The following is a 20,998-nucleotide window of genomic DNA, read 5'->3' on the forward strand; positions in this document are numbered from 1 at the left end:
CTGGCGCTGCGCGATGCCGAGGACAACGAGCGCCTGCTGGCGGCCCTGGCCGGCGCGTTGGCGGACAGCGGCGAGGAGGGCGCGTCATGATCGCCTTTGTCAGCGGCGGGGCGCGTTCCGGCAAGAGCCGCCACGCCGAGGGCCTGGCCCGCCAGTGGCAGGCCGCCGGCGGCGGAGAACTCGTCTATCTCGCCACGGCGCGGGCCGCGGACGCCGAGATGGCCGCGCGCATCGCCCGCCACCGCCAGGAGCGCGGGGCCGGCTGGCACACCCTGGAGGTGCCGCTGGCGCTGGACTCCGCCCTGGCCGAAGTGGGCGTGGGCAACACCGTCCTGCTGGATTGCCTGACCCTCTGGGCCAGCCAGTGGCTCTACGCCGGTGGCGGCCGCGAGGCGGAGGGGGAGGCGCTGTTGGCCCGGGTGATCGAGGTGGCCCGAGCACGCGATATCGCCCTGGTGGTGGTCTCCAACGACCTCAATGAAGATATTCCCCCAACCGACGCGGAGACCTGGCGCTACCTGGCCTTCCTCCAGCGGCTGCACCGCCAGCTGGCCCGAGAAGCGGATCGGGTGATCGAGGTGGTGGCGGGCATGGCTCTCGAATGGAAAGCCATCGACAGGCAGCCCTCCGGGGAGCGAGACGTGGAGACGCGTCGATGAACAACGCCCTCTACGGACTGGTGCTGGCGCTGCAGTTCCTGACCCGAATTCCGCTGCCCATCGTCTGCCCCTGGAATGCCGCCACCTGCCGATGGGCGCTGCGCTGCTATCCCTTGGTGGGCCTGCTGATTGGCGCGCTTCTGGCAGGGCTGGCCATGCTGGGGCAGGGGCTGCCCAGCCCGTTGCTGGCGCTGGCGCTGCTCAGCCTCTGGGTGGCGCTCTCCGGGGGACTGCACCTGGACGGGGTCATGGATATCGCCGACGCCCTGGGCAGCAATGCCCCCCTGGAGCGGCGCTGGGCAATCATGAAGGACAGCCAGGTGGGCAGTTTCGCGATCCTGGCCCTGGTCTTCCTGTTGGCTTGGAAGGGGGCGCTGATCTTGGCCCTGCTCGAGGCGGGAGCGAGCCCCTGGCTGTGGCTGATGCTGCCGGCGCTTTCGCGCTTCGGGGCGCTGCTGCTGCTGCGTCTGGCCCCCCTGGCACGGCGCGAGGGGCTTGCCTGGACCTGGCGCCAGCACCTGGCGCGGCGGGATCTGGGGCTGGCGCTGCTGCCGTTGCTGCCCTTCATCGGCTTCGTGCCTGGCGGCGCCTGGCTGCTCGGCGCCCTCTGCGTCTTTCTGTTTCTGTATGGCCTGGCCATGGTGCGGGCCTTTACCGGCATCAACGGCGATATCGTGGGTGCCGCTATCGAGGGAGGAGAACTATGGGTGCTGCTCAGCGCCTGGAGCTGGTGGTGGTTCGCCACGGCGTGACCGCCTGGAATCTCGAGCGACGCTATCAGGGCCAGCGCGATATCCCGTTGCTGCTGCCCGATGCGCTGGCGGATATGGATCGGCTTCGCGACCACCTGTCGGACGAGGCCTTCGACGCTGTGCACTGCAGCGACCTGATCCGCTGCCGCCAGACCCTGATGCATGTGTTGCCGGCGTGGGAGGCGGCGGCGCTCTTCGATTCGCGGCTGCGCGAGCTTGATTTTGGCGATTACGAGGGGCGCACCTGGGAAGCGCTCAAGGAGGACGCCCGCTATCGGGCCTGGATCGACAGCGCCGGTGAGCAGGCGCCTCCCGGTGGCGAGTCCGCTGAGGCGCTCTGGACGCGCCTGGAGGCCTGGCTTGGGGAGGTGCTCCTTCAGGCCGCCGAGCGGGGGCACCGCCGGGTACTGGCGGTGAGCCACGGCGGGGTGATTCGTGAGCTTCGGCGGCGCCTGGAAGGCAGCGACTTCTGGGAAGGTGTGGTGGGTCAGGCCCAGGGCCGCCGTTTCGAGTTCGACAACCAGGAGGGGGAGTGGCGATGCAGAGCGTCATCGGTGGTGCCTATTCGGGTCGACGCCGGCTAGCGGCGGAGCGCTTCCCCCGTGCCGGTTGGCACCGGTTGGTGAAGGGGGAGGGCGCCGAGGAGTGCCTGGTCGGACACGCGGGGCGGGATGTGCTGGTGGTCGACGGCCTCGCCGCCTGGCTCTCGGCCGCCCTTGCCGAGATCCCGGACGACGATGCCCTGAGGGAGACCTGGTTGAGGCTGCTTGATGGTCTCGTTGCGGCGCCCTGCGAAGCGGTGCTGATCCTCGACGAGATGGGGCGTGGCATCGTACCCATGGACCCGGCGGCGCGGCGCCTGCGGGACCATAACGGCTGGCTGGCCCAGGCCGCGGTCGAGCGTAGCCGGACGGCCTGGTATATGCGTCATGGCCTCTGCAAGCAGCTGAAATAAAAGATTTTTGAGTGTGCCTTCTAACCTCCGGCGTTGACCGCGCTGCCGCGCCTTGCTAGCTTACGCGCACTCTCAGGTGCCCCAGGCGTATCACAGCGCCGGGGTGAAACGGGAAGTCGGTGCGCGGTGCTCTTGCCGAGAGTCCGCCATTCCGACGCTGCCCCCGCAACGGTGATCGAGATAGAAGCGGCCAAACAGCCACTGTGCCAAGGCACGGGAAGGCGGTCGTCTTGAAGGCCAGTGAGAGGCCTTCGCTCGTCAGCCCGGAGACCGGCCGGAGAGCGCATGCCGAACCGCGGAGGGCGGTCTCGGGCAGGGCAGTTGCCACTCGCCTGGCCGCACTCTCGCCTGATGTCCCCCCTCGCCTCGGCCCAGAATAGACCCGCATCGTACGGGTTGGTACGACAAGCAAGGGACATCCATGACTATCGCTTACCCCTCACGTGGCCTGGCCGCCTTCGCCCTGGCCACCCTGCCGCTGGCCGTCATCTCCCATACCGCCCAGGCCCAGAACGCATCGGACGACGGCGATGACACCCCTCAGAGGCTCAACCCCCTGGTGGTCACCGCTGCGCTAGCGCCGCGCACTTCCGACGAGAGCCTCTCCTCGGTAACGCTGCTGGAAGAGGCCACCCTGCGCCGCCAGGACCCCACCAGCATCACCGATTTGCTGCGCGGTCAGCCCGGGGTGGACGTCACCTCCAATGGCAGCTTCGGTAAGAGCAGTAGCGTCTATATTCGCGGTACCGGCAATGAAGCAACGACGTTATTGATCGACGGTATCCGCCTACGCTCGGCGACTGCGGGTGGTTCGGCCTGGTCATACCTGGACCCGCGCATGTTCGAGCGGGCCGAAATCGTACGTGGCCCGCGTGGCAGCCTGTATGGCGCCGATGCGATGGGCGGGGTGGTGCAGCTGTTTACGCCGGAAGGCGGCGGTGAGCCCGCACCGCGCATTTCCCTTGGCGGTGGCTCCTTCGATACCCAGCGCTACAGCGCCAGCCTCTCCGGTGCCGAGGGCGGCACGCGGTACCATTTCGCCGCCAGCCGCTTCGATACCGATGGGCAGCCGGTTCGCCGTGGTGGAGACGATATGGGCTACGACAACACCTCAGCGCTGGCGCGAATGTCGCATACGTTGGATAGCGGCGCGGAACTGGGGGTATTGGCACTTAGGGCGCGTGGTACCACCGAGTATGACAAGAGTGGCTCGCTGGCCACGACGGACTATGTGCAGCAGGTGGCGGGTATCTATGGTGAGCTGCCTATTACCGGAAACTGGCGTAGCCGCTTGACGCTTAGCGAAGCACGCGATGAAAGCGTCAACCATGCCGAAGATTCTATCTTCGATACGCAGACGCGCACAGCCCGTTGGGAAAACACGCTTAGCGCTGGTGCGCATGAGTTGGTCATTGGCGCAGAGTACATGAATGACAGCGTGGCCGGTAGTATCACCGGGAGTGAGCCGTTTGGTGGTCCTTATGACATAGAGGATCGCGATAACAAGGCCGTTTTCAGCCAGGCGCTGCTCGATTTTTCCCCCTTGGCGGTGCAGGCCAGTCTGCGCTACGACGACAACGAAGCTTTTGGTGAAGAGGTTACAGGCAGCTTGGCACTAGGCTATGACCTGGATGCCCATCACACCCTGCGTACCAGCTATGGAACGGCCTTTAAAGCACCGACCTTTAATGATCTTTACTGGCCTTTTGAAGATTATGGTGTCTTTGGGTCCTATCAAGGAAACCCTGATCTCAAGGCGGAAACTTCTCAGGCTTTAGAGTTGGGCGTGCGAGGCCAGTACCAAGATTGGTTCTGGGATTTATCCGTCTATCAAACCGACATCGAGGATATGATCACTACAGAGACTATCAATGGCGATAGTCGACCGATTAATATCAATGAGGCGCGTATCCGTGGTGCCGAGCTCTCCATAGGGACCGAGATCAATGATTGGACCCTGGCAACGGCGCTGACCTATACCGACCCCGAGAATCGTCAAACCGGTAATCGTTTACAACGCCGTGCCGGCCAGAGCCTACGTTTCGATGTCGACCGCAAGCTGGGCGAGTGGTCACTGGGCGGCTCCTGGATTGCCCAGAACCATCGCTACGACGATGCCGCCAACCAGAACCGCCTGGGTGGCTTTGGCCTGCTCAACCTGCGTGCCGGCTGGCAGTTTGCGCCGCTATGGTCGGCTCGTCTGACCGTCGAGAACGCCCTGGACAAGGAGTACACTACAGCCAAGTTCTTCGACGGCGATGACTACATCAACGCCGGTCGTAGCGCCTTCCTTAGCGTGCACTTCGGGCAGTGATGACGATACGGATTTCTCGATTACTCCTGACCGGCCTGGCGCTGCTGTTGAGTGTGGCAGCTCCGGCCAGCGCCGAGGTCTGCGCCGTCGACGATACCGACAGGGAAGTGTGCCTGGTGGCCCCGGCGCAGCGCATCGCCGCCCTGTCGCCGGGGGCCACCGAACTGGTCTACGCCGCCGGCGCCGGCGAGAAGGTCGTCGCCGTGGTGGCCTACAGCGACTATCCGCCCGAGGCCCGCGAGGTCGCCTCGGTCGGGAGCCATACCCGCCTCGACCTGGAGCGGCTCGTCACCCTGCGGCCGGACCTGGTGATCGGCTGGGTCACCGGCAACCCACCCGAGCAGCTGGAGCGCCTCGAGGCCCTGGGGCTGCCGGTCTTCTATATCGAGCCGCGTTCCTTCGAAGGCGTGTCCGGCGCCATCGAGCGCCTGGCGATACTCGCCGATACCGAAGCGGAAGGTGATCGGGTGGCCGGTGAGTTTCGCGACGGCATGGCGGCACTCGCCGCCCGCTACGCAGAGGCCGCGCCGGTGCGGGTCTTCTATCAGGTGTGGGACGAGCCCTTGATGACGATCAATGACGACCACCTGATCGGCCAGGTGCTGCGCCTGTGCGGTGGCGTCAACGTCTTCGGGGCGCTTCCGCGGCTGGTGCCGCGTCCCGGCGAGGAGGCGGTGCTGGCCGCCGATCCCGAGGCGATCCTGGCCGGCGGCATGGGCGAGGAGAACCGCGATTGGTTGGACCACTGGGCACAGTATCCGCAGCTTACCGCGGTGGCGCGGGATAACCTCTTCTTCGTGCCGCCGTCGCTGATCCAGCGGCCCACGCCGCGGCTACTGGAGGGTAGCCGACTGTTCTGCGAGAAGCTGGAGCGGGCCCGCGAGCGGCGGGGAGCACTGGGCTCGTGACGGCGTTGATCCGCCCCCTCGGCGCCCTGGCCCTGGCCGCGCTGGCGGCCCTGGTGCTGTCGGTGGCGCTGGGCAGCGTGACCCTGCCGCCGGACGAGATCCTGGCGGCCCTGGGAGGGCAGGGCGAGGCGCTCTCCCGCACCCTGATCCTCGAGCTGCGCCTGCCGCGCTCGCTTGCCGCCTTCGCGGTGGGCGGGCTGCTCGCCGTGGCCGGAGCCCTGATGCAGGTGCTGCTGCGCAACCCCTTGGCCGACCCCTATGTGCTGGGGCTCTCCGGAGGTGCCTCGGTGGGGGCCCTGATGGCGATGCTGGCGGGGCTAGGCAGTGTGTTGGTCTCGGGCTCGGCCTTCGTCGGGGCGCTGGTCTCGACCCTGCTGGTGTTCGGCCTGGCCCACGGGCGCGGCGGTTGGACCCCGGCGCGACTGTTGCTCACCGGGGTGGTGGTGGCCGCCGGCTGGGGAGCGGTGATCACCCTGATGCTGGCGGTGAGCCCCGCCGACCGCCTGCCCGGCATGCTCTACTGGCTGATGGGCGATCTGTCCTACGCCGGCACCCCCTGGCCGCCGCTGGTGCTGCTAGCCATAGTCTGTCTGCTGGCGGTGCCGCTGGGGCGTAGCCTCAACGTGCTGGCCCGGGGGGCCATGCAGGCCGCCGCCCTGGGGGTCTCGGTGCGGCGCCTGGAGTGGGGCCTCTACCTGGCCGCCAGCGCCCTCACCGCCATGGCGGTGACCACCGCCGGCAGCATCGGCTTCGTGGGGCTGGTGGTGCCGCATATGCTGCGCCTGCTGCTGGGCAACGACCAGCGCCTGATTCTGCCCGCCTGTGCCCTGGCCGGCGGCACCCTGCTGCTGCTGGCGGATACCCTGGCGCGGATCATGATCGCCCCGGAGCAGTTGCCGGTGGGGGTGATCACCGCACTGCTTGGGGTGCCCACCTTTCTCTATCTGCTCTATCGGAGTCAGTGATGCGTCGACTCGAGGCCCGGGAGCTGGTGATCGATGTGCCGGGACGCCCCGCCGGGCGGGCCCTGGGCGTCTGCGTGGAGCCGGGCCAGATGTGGGGCGTGCTGGGCCCCAATGGCGCCGGCAAGACCACCCTGCTGCATACCCTGGCCGGGCTACGCGCGCCGCGCCGTGGCGAGGTGCGTCTCGACGGCCGCCCGCTCGCCGCGCTCAAGCGGCGCCAGGTGGCGCGCCAACTGGGGCTGATATTCCAGGAGCGCCACGACGGCTTCCCCGCCACGGTACGCGAGACCGCGCTGATCGGCCGCCACCCGTATCTGTCGCCCTGGCAGATGGAGGGCGCCGAGGAGCTGCGCCTGGCCGAGGCCGCGCTGGAGCGCCTCGATGTGGCGCATCTCGCCGAGCGCCTGGTCAGCACCCTCTCCGGGGGCGAGCGCCAGCGCCTGGCCATCGCCACCGTGCTGACCCAGGCACCGGCCATCTGGCTGGCCGATGAGCCCACCAACCATCTCGACCTGCATCACCAGGCGGGGGTGATGGCCCTGCTGGCCGAGCAGGCCGCCGAGGGCTGCGCCGTACTGATGTGCCTGCATGACCTCAACCTGGCCGCGCGCTGGTGCGACCACCTACTGCTGCTCTACCCGGATGGCGAGGCGTGCTGGGGCCCGGCGGAAGCGATGCTGGTGCCCGAGGTCCTGGAGCGCTTATACGGCCAGCGCCTGGCCACCGCCTGGGTCGACGGTGCCCCGGTTTTTGTACCTGTGAGGTAATCAAATGAAAAAAGTCGATCCCCAGCGCCATGCCGAGCGCATGGCCCACAAGCAGAAGATCATGAACGAGCGCATCGCCAAGGCCGACAAGGAGCAGGGCGTGCTGCTGGTGCTCACCGGACCCGGCAAGGGCAAGAGCAGCTCCGGCTTCGGCATGCTGGCACGCGCCCTCGGCCACGGCATGCAGGTGGGCGTGGTGCAGTTTATCAAGGGCGCCTTCAGCACCGGCGAGGAGGCCTTCTTCCGCCAGCTGCCGAACGTGGAGTACGACGTAATGGGCGAGGGCTACACCTGGGACACCCAGGACCGCGAGCGCGACGTCCAGACCGCCGAGGCGGCCTGGGAGGTGGCCCGGCGCATGCTCGCCGACCCGAGCTTCGATATGGTGCTGCTCGATGAACTCAACATCGCCCTGAAGAACGGCTACCTCGACCTGGATCGAGTGCTGGACGACCTCCAGGCGCGGCCGGCCATGCAGCACGCCATCGTGACCGGGCGCTACGCCCCCGACGCGCTGATCGAGTTGGCCGACACCGTCACCGAGATGAAAGTGGTCAAGCACGCCTTCAAGGATCAGGGCGTGAGGGCCCAGAAGGGCGTCGAGCTATGAGCTCCGAGCACGCCTTTTCCGAGGCACAGCGGGCCGGTGTCTATCGCGCCATCCACGAGCGCCGGGACGTGCGTTCTCAATTCCTGCCCGACCCCATCCCGCCGGCGGTGCTGGCGCGATTGCTGGAGGCCGCGCATCACGCCCCCTCGGTGGGTTTCATGCAGCCCTGGGATTTCCTGGTGATCGACAGCCTGGCGACCCGCGAACGGGTGTATCAGATCTTCCAGCGGGAGAACACCAAGGCCGCGGATCACTACGTCGGGGAGCGCGGGCGGACCTACCGCAGCCTCAAGCTCGAAGGCATCCGCGATGGCCCCCTGAACCTGTGCATCACCTGCGACCGGACACGCGGCGGCGAGCACGTGCTGGGGCGCAACAGCATCATCGACACGGACCTGTTCAGCGCCTGCCTGGCGGTACAGAACCTGTGGCTGGCGGCTCGGGCGGAAGGCATCGGCGTGGGCTGGGTGAGCATCCTCGACCAGCAGGACCTGGCCGAGGTGCTGGGCCTGCCGGAGGGGGTCTACCCGCTCGCCTACCTCTGCCTCGGCTATGTGGATGAGTTTCTCGATCAGCCCGAGCTGGCCCGCAAGGGCTGGCGTCGGCGACTGCCGCTGGCGGAGCTGGTGCACGGCAGCGGGTGGGGTGAAGGCCCCGCCGACGGTGAACTCCGCAAGATACTGGAGGGCCCATGCCCACGGTGATGATCCAGGGCACCGCCTCGGATGCGGGCAAGAGCACGGTGGTGGCCGCGTTGTGCCGCGCGCTCCATCGTCGTGGGATGTCGGTGGCGCCGTTCAAGCCGCAGAACATGGCGCTGAACAGCGCGGTGACGGCGGATGGCGGCGAGATCGGACGCTCCACGGCGCTGCAGGCGCTGGCGGCCGGCGTCGAGCCGCATAGCGATATGAACCCGGTGCTGCTCAAGCCGGAGAGCGACCGCGGAGCCCAGGTGATCCTGCGTGGCCAGGTGCATGGCCATATGGGTGCCCTGGACTACCAGGCCTACAAGCGCGAGGCGAAGGCCTCCATGCTGGCCGCCTGGGAGGCGCTGTCGAGTCGTTATGACGTGATCATCGCCGAGGGGGCGGGCAGCCCGGCGGAGATCAACCTGCGCGAGAACGATATCGCCAACATGGGCTTCGCCGAGGCGGTGGACTGCCCGGTGCTGCTGGTGGGGGATATCGACCGCGGCGGCGTCTTCGCCCAGTTGGTGGGCACACTCGAGCTGCTTAGCGAGAGCGAGCGGGCACGCACCCGGGGCGTTATCATCAACCGATTCCGCGGCGATATGGCGCTGCTGCAGCCGGGACTGGACTGGCTGGAGGAGTACACCGGCAAGCCGGTGCTGGGAACCTTGCCCTACCTGCAGGGGCTGGTGCTGGACGCCGAGGACAGCCTGGGCCTGGAGGGCAGGAGCCAGGGGGAACCGGCGCTGCGCGTGGTGGTGCCGGCGCTGCCGCGCATCAGCAACCACAACGACTTCGATCCGCTGCGCCTGCACCCGCGGGTGGCGCTCACCTTCGTGGGGCCGGATCGGCCCATTCCGCCGGCCGATTTGATCATCCTGCCGGGCAGCAAGAGCACCCGCTCGGATCTCGCCTGGCTGCGCGCCCAAGGCTGGGAGGCGGCCATCCGCCGCCATCTACGTTATGGCGGCAAGCTGCTGGGGATCTGTGGTGGTTTCCAGATGCTGGGCGACTGGATCCACGATCCCGAGGGGCTGGAGGGAGCGGCCGGTGCGGCGCCGGGGCTGGGGCTGCTCGAGATGGAGACCCGCATGGTGGCCGGCAAACAGCTGCGCAACGTGAGCGGACGCCTGCTGCCCGAGGGCGTGCCGATCGCCGGCTACGAGATCCACAACGGCGTTACCAGGGGGCCGGCGCTTGAGCGCCCCCTGTGCGAGCTGGTGGGGCGCCCGGACGGGGCAGTGAGCGACGACGGCCGGGTGCTGGGCACCTACCTGCATGGCCTGTTCGATCAGCCCGCGGCCGGTGCGGCACTGCTGGCCCGCTGCGGGCTGGAGGAGGCAGGCGAGGCGGTGGACCTGGCCGCCCACCGCCAGGCGGAGCTCGAGCGGCTGGCCGATGCCCTGGAAGCGCATCTTGATATGTCCGCTATTCAGCGGTTGTTGCGGTGTTAACGCCAGGCGTCTCGTGAGCGGGCTACAGCGTGACCCGGTCGATGAAGCGGCGGAAGTACATCTCCACGCGCAGGGTGAGTGCCCAGCGCGGGTCGCGGTTCGCCTCGCGGGGGAAGTGCAGGGCCGGGGCGACGTCGAGGAAGGTGAAACCCTTGTGGATGTCGCGGCGGAAGCGCAGTTGCAGGTAGCTGTCCTCGATGGTGGTGTGGGAGAGGCTCTCGCCGAGCACCACCGCGGAGTAGCGCAGCACGCTGCGGTTGTTGATGCGCTGGTTGAGCTCGGCGGCCTGGCTGAACTCCAGGGTGTCCACCTCCTCGCGCCACTGCACGTTACTGATGAAGCGCAGGTGACGCTTCTCGTCCACCGGGCGGCCCAGGTCCCAGCGGGTGCGAGCCGAGTAGCCATCCTCGTTGAACCAGGAGAAGCGATTGCCGCTGTGCAGCTGCCAGGGGCCGTCATCCAGCGTCCAGAGTCGCTGGGTAGTGATGCGAGCATAAGGGTCGAGAGGCAGGCGTACTTTTACCCCGGCACCCAGCTCGGTGTCCCACTCTCGGGTCCGGTCGCCATCCCCCAGGCGTCGCAGCCCCACCAGCACGTCCTCGATGCTGTCGACGCGATCGTCGGTCAGCGACGACTCCTGCTCGCCGAGGGTACCGCGGGTTTCGTCCGGCTCGCTCTCGATGACCAGGCGCAGGCGCTCCTCGGTGGTGGGCAGGTCGAGGCGGAAGCGGGCGCCCAGGTCCTGGTCGAACTCCTCGCCCTCCTTCCAGGCGAACTCCTGACTGATGCGCAGGTAGGAGTCGGAGTCCACGGTCAGGGCGTCGGTGGTACCGAAGAAGCCGTCGATGCTGCGTGACGTGCCATCCACCCAGTCGGTCATGGTGGCGTGAAAGGGGCCGATACGTTTTTCCGCCCACTCGGGCAGGTCGCTATCGTCATGGAGCATCTGGGTTTCGGCCTGTGCATGGCTCATCAGGCTCAGTGATGCGGCAAGGGCGATGAGCGCCTTTCTCATCTCTAGGATCTCGCGTGAATTCGTTTACGGAAGTCTATCCGAACCAGCCCTTCATGACCTCGGTAATTCGGCGCATTTCCTGTGCCGAAGTGATATAGGCCGGCATGGTGTAGAGCCAGCGGCCGATGGGGCGCAGCCAGACGCCTCGCTCCCGTGCCCAGTCATCCACTCCGACGAGGTCCGCCGCGTCATGGGTCTCGATCACCGCGGTGGCACCCAGCACGCGTATGTCCGTGATTGCCGGGTGTTCGGCCAGGCGTGTGTCGTCGAGCAGCTCGTTGTGTAGTACCTCGTTGAGCGCGGCGATGCGGCCCAGGTAGTCCTCCTCCTCGAACACCGCCAGGCTCTCCAGGGCCACGGCGCAGGCCAGCGGGTTGCCCATGAAGGTGGGGCCGTGCATGAAGGCATGCAGGGGGGAGTCGCCGACGAAGGCATCATGCACCCGGCCGGTGGCCAGCGTCGCGGCGTGGCCGAGATAGCCGCCGGTAAGCCCCTTGGAGAGCACCATGATATCGGGCGTGACATCGGCATGGTCGGCGGCGAACATCCGCCCGGTCCGTCCGAAGCCGGTGGCCACCTCGTCGAAGACCAGCAGCACGTCAAATTCGTCGCACAGCTTCCGAGCTCCACGCAGATACTGGGGCGAGGTCATGTTGAGCCCGCCGGCGGCCTGCAGCAGCGGTTCCATCAGCAGGGCGGCGATCTCGTGGTGGTGGCGTTCCAGCACCCCGCGCAGGGCGGCGAGGTCCTGCTCCACCGCATCGGGCTCGGCATCGAAGGGGGCGGTGGGCGCCGGGGCGAAGTGGTGGCGCGGCAGGTAGCCGGCAAACAGCGAGTGCATCCCCTCCTCGGGGTCGCACACCGCCATGCAGCCGGCGGTATCGCCGTGGTAGGCCTTCATCAGCGAGAGCAGTCGGTGCTTGCCGGGCCGGCCGTGCAGCTGGTGGTACTGCACGGCCATCTTCATGGCCACCTCCATGCCCACCGAGCCGCTGTCGGAGAAGAAGACGTGGTCGAGCCCCGCCGGCGTGATGCGCACCAGTTCCCGGGCCAGCCGGTCGGCGGGCTCGTGGGTGAGGCCGCCGAGCATCACGTGGCAGAGCGTGTCGGCCTGCTGCTGGATGGCGCGCACCAGCCGCGGGTGGCGATAGCCATGGATCATGCACCACCAGGAACAGGTGGCGTCGAGCAGCGTCTCGCCGCCTTCCAGGGTGAAGCTTGCCCCTTCTCCGCCGACTACCCTGGGGGCCGGCCGTTGGGTCTTGAGGTGGGCATAGGGATGCCAGACAGGGGATGGACTCAGCAAGGAAGGCATCGGCTGGCTCCGTGGTCGTGAGGAGGGCAAATGACGGACATGCCAAGGCGCCGCCCATCTTGTTGGAGATGACGGACAATATCGCGTCGCAAGCAGGAGAGGTCGTAACGGGAAACTGAGATGGTGCGGATGAGAGGACTTGAACCTCCACGCCCGAAGGCACCAGGACCTAAACCTGGCGTGTCTACCAATTCCACCACATCCGCAAGGGTAGGCAGGCGTTGTATTTTACGGACGCCTTCCGGCAAGTCAATCGCCATCGGGCAGCTCCAGGTGATCCGCGGCGGACGCGGCCAGGGTTCGCGGATCGCCGGCCGGCAGGTGCGGCACGACGCCCAGGCAGGGGGCGTCGAGGGTTCTCGCCAGAGTCGCCAGGTTGTCGCGATAGGGCGCCTCGTCGGCAGCGAATGCCGGGTCCACCAGGCAACCGACCCAGCCGGCCAGGTGCAGCCTATCCGCGGCGATGGCATCACAGGTGAGTCGTGCATGGCTGATGCAGCCCAGGCGTAGTCCCACCACCAGTATCACCGGCAGACTCAGTGCCATGGCCAGGCCGGCGAGGTCCTCGTGGTCGTTCAGCGGCACCCGCCAGCCGCCGGCGCCCTCCACCAGGGTCAGCTCGCGCCCCAGGTTCAGCCCGCCACGGACACTCGCGGCCAGGGTCTCGAGCGTCACGCTCACACCCGCCTCGCGTGCGGCCAGGTGAGGGGCGATGGCCGGCAGGAAGGCATGGGGATTGACGGTGGCATAGGGCACCGGCGGATGGCTCTGGGCCTGCAGCGCCAGGGCATCGGGGTTACGCGGCCCTTCGGCGGTTGACTCGCTGCCCGAGGCGACGGGCTTGAGTCCCAGGGTGGATAGCTCCCGGCGGCGGGCCAGGGCCAGCAGGCCGGAGGTGATCAGGGTCTTGCCGGCATCGGTGTCCGTACCGGTCACGAAGTAGGCGGGCATCTCAGCGAACGAGCTCCAGCGTCAGCAGGTGGTAGGTGACAGGCAGCCCTGTGGGTTCGCGCAGGGACTCGTACCGCCGCCTGGCGCGAGCGAGGTCGGCGCGAGTCAGGTGTCCCGCAGGGCGCGAGACCTGGGCGCCGATGCCCTTGATGGAGGCCATCACCGCGGCCAGGTCGACATAGTGGAAACGTGGCCGGCTGGCAGCCACCGCCACACGGCGGAAGCCGGCCAGGTGCGCCGCCTCCAGGTATCGCTCGCGCTGGCGAAAGTCGAGCAGGGCAGCGGGGTGATCGGGGCGTTGCCAGGCGTGACTGACCTCGGCAAGGGTGCCTGGCCCCAGGGTATTGATCAGCGCTTGGCCACCGGGGCGCAGCACGCGATGCAGTTCCGCCATCACGGCATCGAGGTCGGGGCACCATTGCAGGGCGAGGTTGGAGAACACCAGTTCCAGGCGGCCATCGGCAAGTGGCAGGGCGGTGGCATTGCCACACACCCACTGCACCCGGTCGTCGTGATCACGACGGGCGACCTCCAGCATCCCCCGGGCGAGATCCAGGCCCACGATGCGGGCATCGGGAGCGAAGTGCTCGGCCAGTCGCTGGCTCCACTGGCCCGGGCCGCAGCCAAGGTCGAGCACCGACGCCGCCCTGGGCGGGAGTCGGGCCCAGAGTGTCTCTCCCATGGCCTGCTGGGCCGTCGCCAGGCGTTCGTAGTTGTCGGCGGCACGCGAGAAGGCGTGGGCCACGCGGCGCTGCCAGTCGTCGCTTGTTGCCGCATGGGGCAGGGCAGGCGTGTTCATGCGTGGGTACCCTCCGGGCGTGAGCTAGCGCCATTGGTAAGACACTCACGGGTCAGCACGACCAGGCCCTCGGCCAGCTCAGCGGGGCGCGAGAGCATCGGGCAATGGCCGGCGCCGTGGATGCGCCGGTCAGCACCCTGGCGCAGCGTCTCGGCCAGCAGCGGGTCGTCAGCGCCGGCCAGGGTGCGCACCGGACAGGGTGGTGCGGCCAGGGTGTCGCCGATATCCAGGGTGGCCAGCCAGTGGAGGCCCGCGGCGAGACTCGCTGCGTCGGGGCTCGGGTCGTCATGGAGAAGGTCGCGCAGGAGGCGGTGGGTGTCGCCAGGGGATGCTTCGCCGCCGAGCATCCAGCGTCGGAAGTGGGCCAGGGCGGCTGCGGGATCACGGGCGAAGGCGTGATGGAAGGCGGCCAGTTCCCGCGAGCCGACGCCTCCGGGGTGGCAGAAGGTCGGACCCATGCCCAGCAGGATCAGTCCTCGGGGCGGTACCAGGCTTGTCGGCAGGCGCCTGAGCAGGCTGGCCGCCAGCAGCCCACCCAGCGACCAGCCCACCCAGACCGCATCGGGGTGAAGCTCATCGGCCATGGTGGCGGCCAGGGCGTCGAGGTCGGTGGGGGATGCCAACGGCGGCCGGCCGCCATACCCCGGCCAGTCGGGCGCAGCGATGGTGACTCCCGCCGGCCAGTGGCGCGCCAGTGGCCGCCAGACTCGGGCGTCGACCCCCCAGCCGGAAAGCAGCACCAGGCGGGTCATGTCAGCATCTCTCCACCGGTTACGGTGTGCCGGGCCCAGCAGTCGGCCAGGCCCTCGAGCAGGGCGTTCAGGTCGTCGTCGGTATGGGCGGCGGAGAGGGTGATGCGCAGTCGCGCCTGGCCGCGTGGCACCGTGGGCTCGCGGATGGCGCCCACCTGGATGCCGCGCTCGGCGAGGTGTGCGGCCCAGGCCATGACCGTTGCATCATCGCCCAGCACCACCGGCTGGATCGGCGTGGAACTGGCCATCAGTGGCAGCCCCAGCGTCGCCGCCTCGCGGCGAAAGCGGGCGATCAGCGCGTGCAGCCGGGTGCGGCGTTGCGGCTCGGAGGCAAGGATCTCCAGCGCGGCGAGCGTGGCCGCCGCCACTCCCGGCGGCTGGGCCGTGGTGTAGATGTAGGGGCGGGCGAACTGGACCAGGTGCTCGACCAGTGCCTCGCTTCCCGCCACGAAGGCGCCGGCGGTGCCCAGCGCCTTGCCGAGCGTGCCCACCAGCACCGGCACCTCGTCCATGCCGTGGGTGTGGCCGACGCTGCCATCGCCGCGCTCGCCGAGTACGCCCAGGCCGTGGGCATCGTCGATCATCAACCAGGCCCCGTGGCGGCGCGCCGTCGTGGCAAGCCCGGGGATGTCGGCGATGTCGCCATCCATGCTGAAGACGCCGTCGCTCACCACCAGCCGCAGGGCCCCTGTCGCCCTGCGCTCCAGCAGCCGGTCGAGGTCGGCCAGATCAGCATGATGGAAGCGTCGCGAACGGGCACCGGCAAGTCGGGCGCCATCGATCAGTGAGGCGTGGTTGAGGCGATCCTGGAAGACCCGGGTCTCCTCGTCGCAGAGCGCCTGCAGTACACCCAGGTTGGCCATGTAGCCGGTGGAGAAGAGTAGCGCCCGTGGGCGACCGGTGAGATCGGCAAGGCGGCCCTCGAGTGCCTCGTGAACCGCGAGGTGGCCATTGACCAGGTGCGAGGCACGGGCCCCGGCACCATGGCGCCTGGCACCCTCGGCCATCGCCTCGGCAAGGCGCGGGTCCCGTGCCAGGCCCAGGTAGTCGTTACCGGCGAAGTCGCACAGCGCGCTTGTTGGCTGCCCGATGTGGCGGTGTCGCCACAGGCCAGCCGATCGGCGGGCCTGGGTGCATGCGGCGAGCCGGCCTGCCCAGTCGTGGACGGCCATGGCTCAGCTCTGGCTGGCGTCGTAGGTCAGCTCGCTGGCCCGGTCGGCGGCTTTCCGCGCCGCCTGACGGGCCAGGTCGGCCTCGATGCTGGCGGCCACGCTCGCCTGAACCTGGTCGTCATCGACGCAGGTGTCTCTCCGCTCGGAATGCAGGCCGAGCCTGGTGAACAGCGCCCGGTCGTGCTCCGCCTGGGGGTTGGCGGTGGTCAGCAGTTGCTCGCCATAGAAGATCGAGTTGGCCCCGGCCAGGAAGGCCAGTGCCTGGGTCGAATCATCCATCTGCTCACGGCCGGCGGAGAGGCGCACGTGGCTCTTTGGCATCAGGATGCGAGCCACGGCGATGGCCCGGATGAACTCGATGGGGTCGAGGTCGTCCACCCCCTCGAGTGGCGTGCCGGGCACCTTGACCAGCATGTTGATGGGCACCGACTCCGGGTGCGGGTTGAGGCGCGCCAGCTGCTGCAGCAGGGCGGCGCGGTCGCGGGGCGCCTCGCCCATGCCGAGAATCCCGCCGGCGCACACCTTCATGCCCGCGTCGCGCACGTGGCCCAGGGTCGCCAGGCGGTCGGCGTAGCTGCGTGTAGTGATGATCTCGCCATAGTACTCCGGTGAGGTGTCGAGGTTGTGGTTGTAGTAGTCGAGGCCTGCCTCGGCCAGGCGCGAGGCCTGATCGCCATCGACCATGCCGAGCGTCATGCAGGTCTCGAGCCCCATCGCCTTGACCCGCCGGACCATCTCCAGCACCACCTTGAGGTCGCGCTCGCGGGGGCTCTTCCAGGCCGCCCCCATGCAGAAGCGGCTGGCGCCTGCGTCCTTGGCCGCCCGGGCCTGCTCCACCACCTTCTCGATCTCCAGCAGCTTCTCCCTGCCCAGGCCGGTGTTGTAGTGGCCGGACTGCGGACAGTACTTGCAGTCCTCGGGGCAGGCGCCGGTCTTGATCGAGAGCAGGGTGGAGACCTGTACAGCGTTGGGGTCGAAGTGGGCGCGATGCACCCGCTGGGCCCGGAACAGCAGGTCGTTGAAGGGCAGCGCGAAGATTGCCTCGATCTCGTCGAGGGTCCAGTCGTGGCGCACCTCGCCCGGGGTGGCTAGGTTCTGGGTATCGGCTGCACAGGACGGCGGCGTCGGTGTCATGGGGGAGTGCCTATGGTCAACTTTGTGAGAATTAACAAGTTGACGGATAGCTTACGGTCCGAGATGGCGATGTCAACTCGTGTTGGTACTCTGGTTGACAGAGTGCTGCGCCGGGCCCTGCCGGGGCGATGCGCCTTCTGCCTCGCGCCGGCCCTCGCCGAGCGGCCCTGGTGCCAGGCCTGCTTCGAGGGGCTGCCGTGGAACCTGCCCGCATGCCCCATGTGTGGCGAGCCGCAGCCCGAGGCGTGGCGGGGCCGGACCTGTGGCGCCTGCCTGCGACGGCCACCGGCCTTCGTGCGTACTCGGGCACCGCTGCGCTACAGCGACGAGATCGCCTGGCTGGTGCGGCGCTTCAAGTTCCAGGCCTCACCGCGGGCCGGAACAGTGCTGCTGGCGCTGCTGGAAACGGCGCTGAGCGAGGAGGCGAGGGCGTGGCCCGAGGCGCTGGTGCCGGTTCCACTGCATGCGCGTCGTGCCCGCGGGCGCGGCTTCGACCAGGCAGAGTGGCTGGCGGCAAGGCTGGCCAGGCGACTGGGGGTGCCGCTGCTGCGCGGTCGACGCCTGCATGATACGCCCAGTCAGCGGGGGCTCGACCGTCGCGAGCGGCGGGCCAACCTGCGCGGAGGCTTCCGGATGCAGGACTCCCTGCCGGCGCGTGTGGCACTGCTTGACGACGTGATGACGACCGGCGCTACCCTGGAGGCCCTGGCACGCGCCTGTCTGGCCGCCGGGGCGGAGGAAGTCGAGGCCTGGGCGGTGGCACGCACGCCACTGGGGGAAATATGAGCAAAGCCTGGTAGAGTGGGGTTTTCCCTGGAGGATGGACCATGGACGCTGATCTGCACCCCTTCTCCACGCTGTCGCCCGCCCGGGTCGTGGCGGCCATCGAGTCACTGGGCTTCTGGCTACCAGGCGAGCCCTTCGCGCTGAACAGCTACGAGAACCGCGTCTACCTGGTCCACGATGACGAGCGCCGTCGCTGGGTGGCCAAATTCTATCGCCCGGAGCGCTGGAGCGATGCGCGCATCGAGGAGGAGCACGACTTCCTGGCCGAGCTGGCCGCCGAGGAGGTGGCGGTGGCCGAGCCCTGGTGTGATGAAGCGGGGCACAGCCTGCACCGGGCCGAGGGTTTCCGCTTCGCGCTCTTTCCCCAGCTGCCGGGTCAGGCGCCGGAACTTGCGAACCCCGCCCACCTGTTTGCCCTGGGCGAACTGATCGGCAGCGTGCATGCGGTGGGTGAGCGGAAGCCCTTCAGGCACCGCGGCGCCATGGACCTGGATGGCATGGTGCTCGACGCCCGCGAGCGTGTGCTCGCCGGCCCCTGGCTGGGTCGCCTTCAGCGCCAGGCCTATGAGCGTGTCACGACGGCGCTGCATGAAGCGCTGGCGGCATATCGCTGGGACCCAGAGCAGGCGATACGCGTCCATGGTGACTGCCATATCGGCAATATCCTGGGCCGCGACGAACACTTCGCGCTGGTGGACTTCGATGACTGCCTGATGGCCCCGGCGGTGCAGGACCTGTGGATGCTGATTACCGCGCAGGCCCCGGAGGAGCGGCACATGCAGCTCTCGGAGGTGATCGAAGGCTACGAGCAGCACCGCGATTTCGACCGCCGCGAACTGGCCCTGGCCGAGCCGCTGCGTACCCTTCGCCTGCTGCGTCACAGCGCCTGGCTGGTGTCACGCTGGGAGGACCCGGCCTTTCCGGTAGCCTTTCCCTGGCTGGCAGATGCGGGTTACTGGGACGGCCATATCAGGACCCTGGAGCAGCAGTGCCAGGCGCTCGAGCGGGCGCCGCGCTGGTTGGCATGAAGACGCCGCGCCTCTTCTGGACGAGGAGGCGCGGATCAGCTGTCGGTGGGGGGATTACTGGGCGTCGGGGTCGGGCTGCTCGGCGGGGATCGGGTTGGCGACGCCGTCACCCTCGGCCTGACGACGCTCGATATTGATCTGCTCGGAGGGATTCTCCTGCTCCTCGATGGCCAGCTCGCTGGCCAACTGGAGCTCGAATCCGTGCTCCGGGGTGATCTCGCAGCGGCCGTCCTGGCAGGCATTGATACCGAACTCGCCGTCGCTGTCGTAGGCCGCGGCGGAGATCTCGCCGCTGTAGATGTGGCTGTCGCTGCCTGCGGTGTCGATGCAGGTGACGCTGGAGGTGGTGATACGGATGCGCTCGCCATCGAGCTGCGCATCACCGACCATCACGCAGTAGTCGGGTACCTGATGGCTACCGCTGCCATCGGCCACCGGGCGCAGCAGGATGTCGTCCTGGCGAGGTGTCTCGGCGTCGAGGCTCAATGACGAGACCACCTGCACTTCCAGGCGGGCATCGGCGGGAAGCTCCAGGGTGGTGGCGAAGGCCAGGGAGGGGGCCAGCAGGAGGCCCAGCAGCAGGGGTGTCTTGGTCATGTCGGGCTCTCGCGGAAAGATCTGCACAGCATGAAAGACTGCATAATATCACAGCCTGACGCATCGACTCACCGCCGGGTTTCGGGTGCGGCAGGATGTCGCGAGGGATGGCATGGCGAGAACGCGTCGGCCGAGATGCCGAAAGGAGGCGGCGGGCTGCTAGACTATTGGCTTGGAGTGACGAAAAATTGTACAGGAATGTATCCCTGTATATATTATGTACATGAAAGCTGGCAATCAGTGACGACCTGACGGGGCCCCCATGACAGAAGAGCTCGCCAACCACTACCGACAGATCATCCTCGCGCTGGGCGAGGATCCCGAGCGGGAGGGACTGCGTGACACGCCCAAGCGTGCCGCCAAGGCCATGCAGTTCCTTAACCGCGGTTATCTCCAGTCGCTGGAGGAGATCGTCAATGGCGCTGTCTTTGCGTCGGAGACCGACGAGATGGTGTTGGTCAAGGACATAGAGCTCTATTCCATGTGTGAGCACCACCTGCTGCCCTTCATCGGCAAGTGCCATATTGCCTACCTGCCCGATGGCAAGGTGCTGGGGCTGTCCAAGTTCGCGCGCATCGTCGACATGTTCGCCCGGCGCATGCAGATCCAGGAGAACCTCACCCGCCAGATCGCCGAGGCCGTCCAGGAGGTGACCGGCGCCCGTGGTGTGGCGGTGGTGATCGAGGCCCGCCATCTGTGCATGATGATGCGCGGCGTCGAGAAACAGAACTCCAGCATGACCTCCTCGGTGATGCTCGGCGCCTTCCGACAGAACCAGTCGACCCGTCAGGAGTTCCTGACGCTGATCAACGGGCGCTGAACCCAGGCGCATACTCTTGAGAGCCCAGGAGAGCCGGCCATGCCGCTGCATGCCATTGACGACCAGCACTTCGACCACGATCTGGCAACCATTCGCATCAAGAACCTTCGCCTGCGCACCCATATCGGGATAAAGGAAGAGGAGATCAAGAACCGTCAGGACGTGGTGATCAACGCGGTCATTCGCTATCGCGCCGACAAGGCGGTGGCGTTCAACCATATCGAGCAGGCATTGAATTACCGCACCATCACCAAGCAGGTGATCGCCCATGTCGAGGAGAACCGTTTTCTGTTGCTCGAGCGCATGACCCGCGAGGTACTCGACCTGATCATGGCCCACGAGCAGGTGCTGACCGCCCAGGTCGAGATTGACAAGCCCCACGCCCTGCGCTTCGCCGACTCGGTCTCCATTACCCTCTCCGAGAGCCGTCAGCTTCGTTGAGAAAGCCGTCAGCTTCGTTGAGAGAGCCATCAGCTTCTTTGAGAGAACCGCACGAGCCGCGTTGATGCCGGCGTGCGAAAAGGTGGGCCCCTGCGCTTGGAGTGCCGGGGCCTTT

At 67.8% G+C, this 20,998-nt stretch carries 23 protein-coding genes, 1 tRNA gene and 1 riboswitch; of the genes, 15 read left to right on the top strand and 9 right to left on the bottom strand.

Annotation, left to right across the window (positions count from 1 at the left end; genetic code table 11):
* Nucleotides 1-86 precede the first annotated feature (86 nt).
* The 11 genes from LWH48_RS05165 to LWH48_RS05215 all read left to right on the top strand — a co-directional run bounded on the left by LWH48_RS05165 (nt 87) and on the right by LWH48_RS05215 (nt 10,073).
* Nucleotides 87-659 (top strand): bifunctional adenosylcobinamide kinase/adenosylcobinamide-phosphate guanylyltransferase, encoded by a 573-nt coding sequence (locus tag LWH48_RS05165; RefSeq protein WP_161432726.1) that lies wholly within the window; start codon nt 87-89, stop codon nt 657-659.
* A complete protein-coding gene (gene cobS, locus LWH48_RS05170; RefSeq protein WP_232911713.1) occupies nt 656-1,411 on the top strand; it encodes an adenosylcobinamide-GDP ribazoletransferase in 756 nt (251 codons plus the stop codon). Before LWH48_RS05165 ends, cobS begins: the two co-directional genes overlap by 4 nt.
* Nucleotides 1,363-1,995 carry a histidine phosphatase family protein gene (locus LWH48_RS05175; protein WP_232911714.1) on the top strand — a complete coding sequence of 211 codons (633 nt, stop codon included), beginning with the start codon at nt 1,363-1,365 and terminating at the stop codon, nt 1,993-1,995. The genes cobS and LWH48_RS05175 overlap by 49 nt, the downstream gene beginning before the upstream one ends.
* Entirely contained in the window at nt 1,950-2,366 is a 417-nt protein-coding gene (locus tag LWH48_RS05180; RefSeq protein ID WP_232911715.1) for a bifunctional adenosylcobinamide kinase/adenosylcobinamide-phosphate guanylyltransferase, read from the top strand. Before LWH48_RS05175 ends, LWH48_RS05180 begins: the two co-directional genes overlap by 46 nt.
* A gap of 57 nt (nt 2,367-2,423) precedes the next feature.
* Nucleotides 2,424-2,659: riboswitch (cobalamin riboswitch) on the top strand.
* Nucleotides 2,660-2,787: 128 nt separating this feature from the next.
* A complete protein-coding gene (locus tag LWH48_RS05185) occupies nt 2,788-4,680 on the top strand; it encodes a TonB-dependent receptor domain-containing protein (protein ID WP_232911716.1) in 1,893 nt (630 codons plus the stop codon).
* Nucleotides 4,680-5,588 carry a cobalamin-binding protein gene (locus LWH48_RS05190; RefSeq protein WP_232911717.1) on the top strand — a complete coding sequence of 303 codons (909 nt, stop codon included), beginning with the start codon at nt 4,680-4,682 and terminating at the stop codon, nt 5,586-5,588. The genes LWH48_RS05185 and LWH48_RS05190 overlap by 1 nt, the downstream gene beginning before the upstream one ends.
* Complete coding sequence (locus LWH48_RS05195) at nt 5,585-6,553, top strand: FecCD family ABC transporter permease (RefSeq protein ID WP_232911718.1); 969 nt, start codon at nt 5,585-5,587, stop codon at nt 6,551-6,553. Before LWH48_RS05190 ends, LWH48_RS05195 begins: the two co-directional genes overlap by 4 nt.
* Entirely contained in the window at nt 6,553-7,320 is a 768-nt protein-coding gene (locus tag LWH48_RS05200; RefSeq protein ID WP_161432733.1) for an ABC transporter ATP-binding protein, read from the top strand. Before LWH48_RS05195 ends, LWH48_RS05200 begins: the two co-directional genes overlap by 1 nt.
* Before the next feature lie 4 nt (nt 7,321-7,324).
* The gene (gene cobO, locus LWH48_RS05205) at nt 7,325-7,930 is read left to right on the top strand and encodes a cob(I)yrinic acid a,c-diamide adenosyltransferase (protein ID WP_232911719.1); all 606 of its coding nucleotides are present in this window, start codon (nt 7,325-7,327) and stop codon (nt 7,928-7,930) included.
* Complete coding sequence (gene bluB, locus LWH48_RS05210) at nt 7,927-8,634, top strand: 5,6-dimethylbenzimidazole synthase (protein WP_232911720.1); 708 nt, start codon at nt 7,927-7,929, stop codon at nt 8,632-8,634. The genes cobO and bluB overlap by 4 nt, the downstream gene beginning before the upstream one ends.
* The gene (locus LWH48_RS05215) at nt 8,622-10,073 is read left to right on the top strand and encodes a cobyric acid synthase (protein WP_232911721.1); all 1,452 of its coding nucleotides are present in this window, start codon (nt 8,622-8,624) and stop codon (nt 10,071-10,073) included. Before bluB ends, LWH48_RS05215 begins: the two co-directional genes overlap by 13 nt.
* Nucleotides 10,074-10,095: 22 nt before the next feature.
* Here the strand turns inward: LWH48_RS05215 and LWH48_RS05220 are convergent, their stop codons facing one another.
* The 8 genes from LWH48_RS05220 to bioB all read right to left on the bottom strand — a co-directional run bounded on the left by LWH48_RS05220 (nt 10,096) and on the right by bioB (nt 17,211).
* The gene (locus tag LWH48_RS05220) at nt 10,096-11,088 is read right to left on the bottom strand and encodes a hypothetical protein (protein WP_232911722.1); all 993 of its coding nucleotides are present in this window, start codon (nt 11,086-11,088) and stop codon (nt 10,096-10,098) included.
* 34 nt (nt 11,089-11,122) lie between these two features.
* The gene (gene bioA / locus LWH48_RS05225) at nt 11,123-12,403 is read right to left on the bottom strand and encodes an adenosylmethionine--8-amino-7-oxononanoate transaminase (protein WP_232911723.1); all 1,281 of its coding nucleotides are present in this window, start codon (nt 12,401-12,403) and stop codon (nt 11,123-11,125) included.
* Between the two features lie 121 nt (nt 12,404-12,524).
* A tRNA-Leu gene (locus LWH48_RS05230) sits at nt 12,525-12,609 on the bottom strand.
* A 43-nt stretch (nt 12,610-12,652) separates the two neighbouring features.
* Nucleotides 12,653-13,354: a dethiobiotin synthase gene (bioD, locus tag LWH48_RS05235; RefSeq protein WP_232911724.1), complete on the bottom strand. Its 702-nt coding sequence runs from the start codon at nt 13,352-13,354 to the stop codon at nt 12,653-12,655.
* 1 nt (nt 13,355) lies between these two features.
* A complete protein-coding gene (locus LWH48_RS05240; protein ID WP_232911725.1) occupies nt 13,356-14,153 on the bottom strand; it encodes a methyltransferase domain-containing protein in 798 nt (265 codons plus the stop codon).
* On the bottom strand, nt 14,150-14,905 hold the full coding sequence (locus LWH48_RS05245) for an alpha/beta fold hydrolase (protein WP_232911726.1): 756 nt from the start codon (nt 14,903-14,905) through the stop codon (nt 14,150-14,152). Before LWH48_RS05245 ends, LWH48_RS05240 begins: the two co-directional genes overlap by 4 nt.
* On the bottom strand, nt 14,902-16,077 hold the full coding sequence (bioF, locus tag LWH48_RS05250) for an 8-amino-7-oxononanoate synthase (RefSeq protein WP_232911727.1): 1,176 nt from the start codon (nt 16,075-16,077) through the stop codon (nt 14,902-14,904). The genes LWH48_RS05245 and bioF overlap by 4 nt, the downstream gene beginning before the upstream one ends.
* A gap of 3 nt (nt 16,078-16,080) precedes the next feature.
* A complete protein-coding gene (bioB, locus tag LWH48_RS05255) occupies nt 16,081-17,211 on the bottom strand; it encodes a biotin synthase BioB (protein ID WP_232911728.1) in 1,131 nt (376 codons plus the stop codon).
* 69 nt (nt 17,212-17,280) lie between these two features.
* Here bioB and LWH48_RS05260 point away from each other — a divergent pair, with 69 nt between their 5' ends.
* Together LWH48_RS05260 and LWH48_RS05265 are read left to right on the top strand one after the other, a co-directional pair.
* Nucleotides 17,281-17,997 carry a ComF family protein gene (locus tag LWH48_RS05260; protein ID WP_232911729.1) on the top strand — a complete coding sequence of 239 codons (717 nt, stop codon included), beginning with the start codon at nt 17,281-17,283 and terminating at the stop codon, nt 17,995-17,997.
* A 41-nt stretch (nt 17,998-18,038) separates the two neighbouring features.
* Nucleotides 18,039-19,025 (top strand): serine/threonine protein kinase, encoded by a 987-nt coding sequence (locus tag LWH48_RS05265; RefSeq protein WP_232911730.1) that lies wholly within the window; start codon nt 18,039-18,041, stop codon nt 19,023-19,025.
* A 54-nt stretch (nt 19,026-19,079) separates the two neighbouring features.
* On the opposite strand, the gene LWH48_RS05270 is transcribed toward LWH48_RS05265, so the two are convergent.
* Nucleotides 19,080-19,622 (bottom strand): hypothetical protein, encoded by a 543-nt coding sequence (locus LWH48_RS05270; RefSeq protein WP_232911731.1) that lies wholly within the window; start codon nt 19,620-19,622, stop codon nt 19,080-19,082.
* 262 nt (nt 19,623-19,884) lie between these two features.
* On the opposite strand from LWH48_RS05270, the gene folE reads away from it, so the two are divergent.
* Both folE and folX read left to right on the top strand, forming a co-directional pair.
* The gene (gene folE, locus LWH48_RS05275; RefSeq protein ID WP_161432746.1) at nt 19,885-20,442 is read left to right on the top strand and encodes a GTP cyclohydrolase I FolE; all 558 of its coding nucleotides are present in this window, start codon (nt 19,885-19,887) and stop codon (nt 20,440-20,442) included.
* Between the two features lie 39 nt (nt 20,443-20,481).
* Nucleotides 20,482-20,883, top strand: coding sequence for a dihydroneopterin triphosphate 2'-epimerase (gene folX, locus LWH48_RS05280; RefSeq protein WP_205743548.1), 402 nt, complete (start codon nt 20,482-20,484; stop codon nt 20,881-20,883).
* The last annotated feature ends 115 nt before the right edge of the window (nt 20,884-20,998 follow it).

The sequence above is a fragment of the Halomonas sp. G15 genome (assembly GCF_021282295.1).
GTDB classification, from domain to species: Bacteria; Pseudomonadota; Gammaproteobacteria; order Pseudomonadales; family Halomonadaceae; genus Halomonas; species Halomonas alimentaria.

What these genes read in the sequence shown, in the direction of transcription:
- LWH48_RS05165 (WP_161432726.1), top strand. Translation starts at nt 87, where the DNA reads ATGATCGCCTTTGTCAGCGGCGGGGCGCGTTCCGGCAAGAGCCGCCAC.
- cobS (WP_232911713.1), top strand. Translation starts at nt 656, where the DNA reads ATGAACAACGCCCTCTACGGACTGGTGCTGGCGCTGCAGTTCCTGACC.
- LWH48_RS05175 (WP_232911714.1), top strand. Translation starts at nt 1,363, where the DNA reads ATGGGTGCTGCTCAGCGCCTGGAGCTGGTGGTGGTTCGCCACGGCGTG.
- LWH48_RS05180 (WP_232911715.1), top strand. Translation starts at nt 1,950, where the DNA reads ATGCAGAGCGTCATCGGTGGTGCCTATTCGGGTCGACGCCGGCTAGCG.
- LWH48_RS05185 (WP_232911716.1), top strand. Translation starts at nt 2,788, where the DNA reads ATGACTATCGCTTACCCCTCACGTGGCCTGGCCGCCTTCGCCCTGGCC.
- LWH48_RS05190 (WP_232911717.1), top strand. Translation starts at nt 4,680, where the DNA reads ATGACGATACGGATTTCTCGATTACTCCTGACCGGCCTGGCGCTGCTG.
- LWH48_RS05200 (WP_161432733.1), top strand. Translation starts at nt 6,553, where the DNA reads ATGCGTCGACTCGAGGCCCGGGAGCTGGTGATCGATGTGCCGGGACGC.
- cobO (WP_232911719.1), top strand. Translation starts at nt 7,325, where the DNA reads ATGAAAAAAGTCGATCCCCAGCGCCATGCCGAGCGCATGGCCCACAAG.
- bluB (WP_232911720.1), top strand. Translation starts at nt 7,927, where the DNA reads ATGAGCTCCGAGCACGCCTTTTCCGAGGCACAGCGGGCCGGTGTCTAT.
- LWH48_RS05215 (WP_232911721.1), top strand. Translation starts at nt 8,622, where the DNA reads ATGCCCACGGTGATGATCCAGGGCACCGCCTCGGATGCGGGCAAGAGC.
- LWH48_RS05220 (WP_232911722.1), bottom strand. Translation starts at nt 11,088, where the DNA reads ATGAGAAAGGCGCTCATCGCCCTTGCCGCATCACTGAGCCTGATGAGC.
- bioA (WP_232911723.1), bottom strand. Translation starts at nt 12,403, where the DNA reads ATGCCTTCCTTGCTGAGTCCATCCCCTGTCTGGCATCCCTATGCCCAC.
- bioD (WP_232911724.1), bottom strand. Translation starts at nt 13,354, where the DNA reads ATGCCCGCCTACTTCGTGACCGGTACGGACACCGATGCCGGCAAGACC.
- LWH48_RS05240 (WP_232911725.1), bottom strand. Translation starts at nt 14,153, where the DNA reads ATGAACACGCCTGCCCTGCCCCATGCGGCAACAAGCGACGACTGGCAG.
- LWH48_RS05245 (WP_232911726.1), bottom strand. Translation starts at nt 14,905, where the DNA reads ATGACCCGCCTGGTGCTGCTTTCCGGCTGGGGGGTCGACGCCCGAGTC.
- bioF (WP_232911727.1), bottom strand. Translation starts at nt 16,077, where the DNA reads ATGGCCGTCCACGACTGGGCAGGCCGGCTCGCCGCATGCACCCAGGCC.
- bioB (WP_232911728.1), bottom strand. Translation starts at nt 17,211, where the DNA reads ATGACACCGACGCCGCCGTCCTGTGCAGCCGATACCCAGAACCTAGCC.
- LWH48_RS05260 (WP_232911729.1), top strand. Translation starts at nt 17,281, where the DNA reads ATGTCAACTCGTGTTGGTACTCTGGTTGACAGAGTGCTGCGCCGGGCC.
- LWH48_RS05265 (WP_232911730.1), top strand. Translation starts at nt 18,039, where the DNA reads ATGGACGCTGATCTGCACCCCTTCTCCACGCTGTCGCCCGCCCGGGTC.
- LWH48_RS05270 (WP_232911731.1), bottom strand. Translation starts at nt 19,622, where the DNA reads ATGACCAAGACACCCCTGCTGCTGGGCCTCCTGCTGGCCCCCTCCCTG.
- folE (WP_161432746.1), top strand. Translation starts at nt 19,885, where the DNA reads ATGACAGAAGAGCTCGCCAACCACTACCGACAGATCATCCTCGCGCTG.
- folX (WP_205743548.1), top strand. Translation starts at nt 20,482, where the DNA reads ATGCCGCTGCATGCCATTGACGACCAGCACTTCGACCACGATCTGGCA.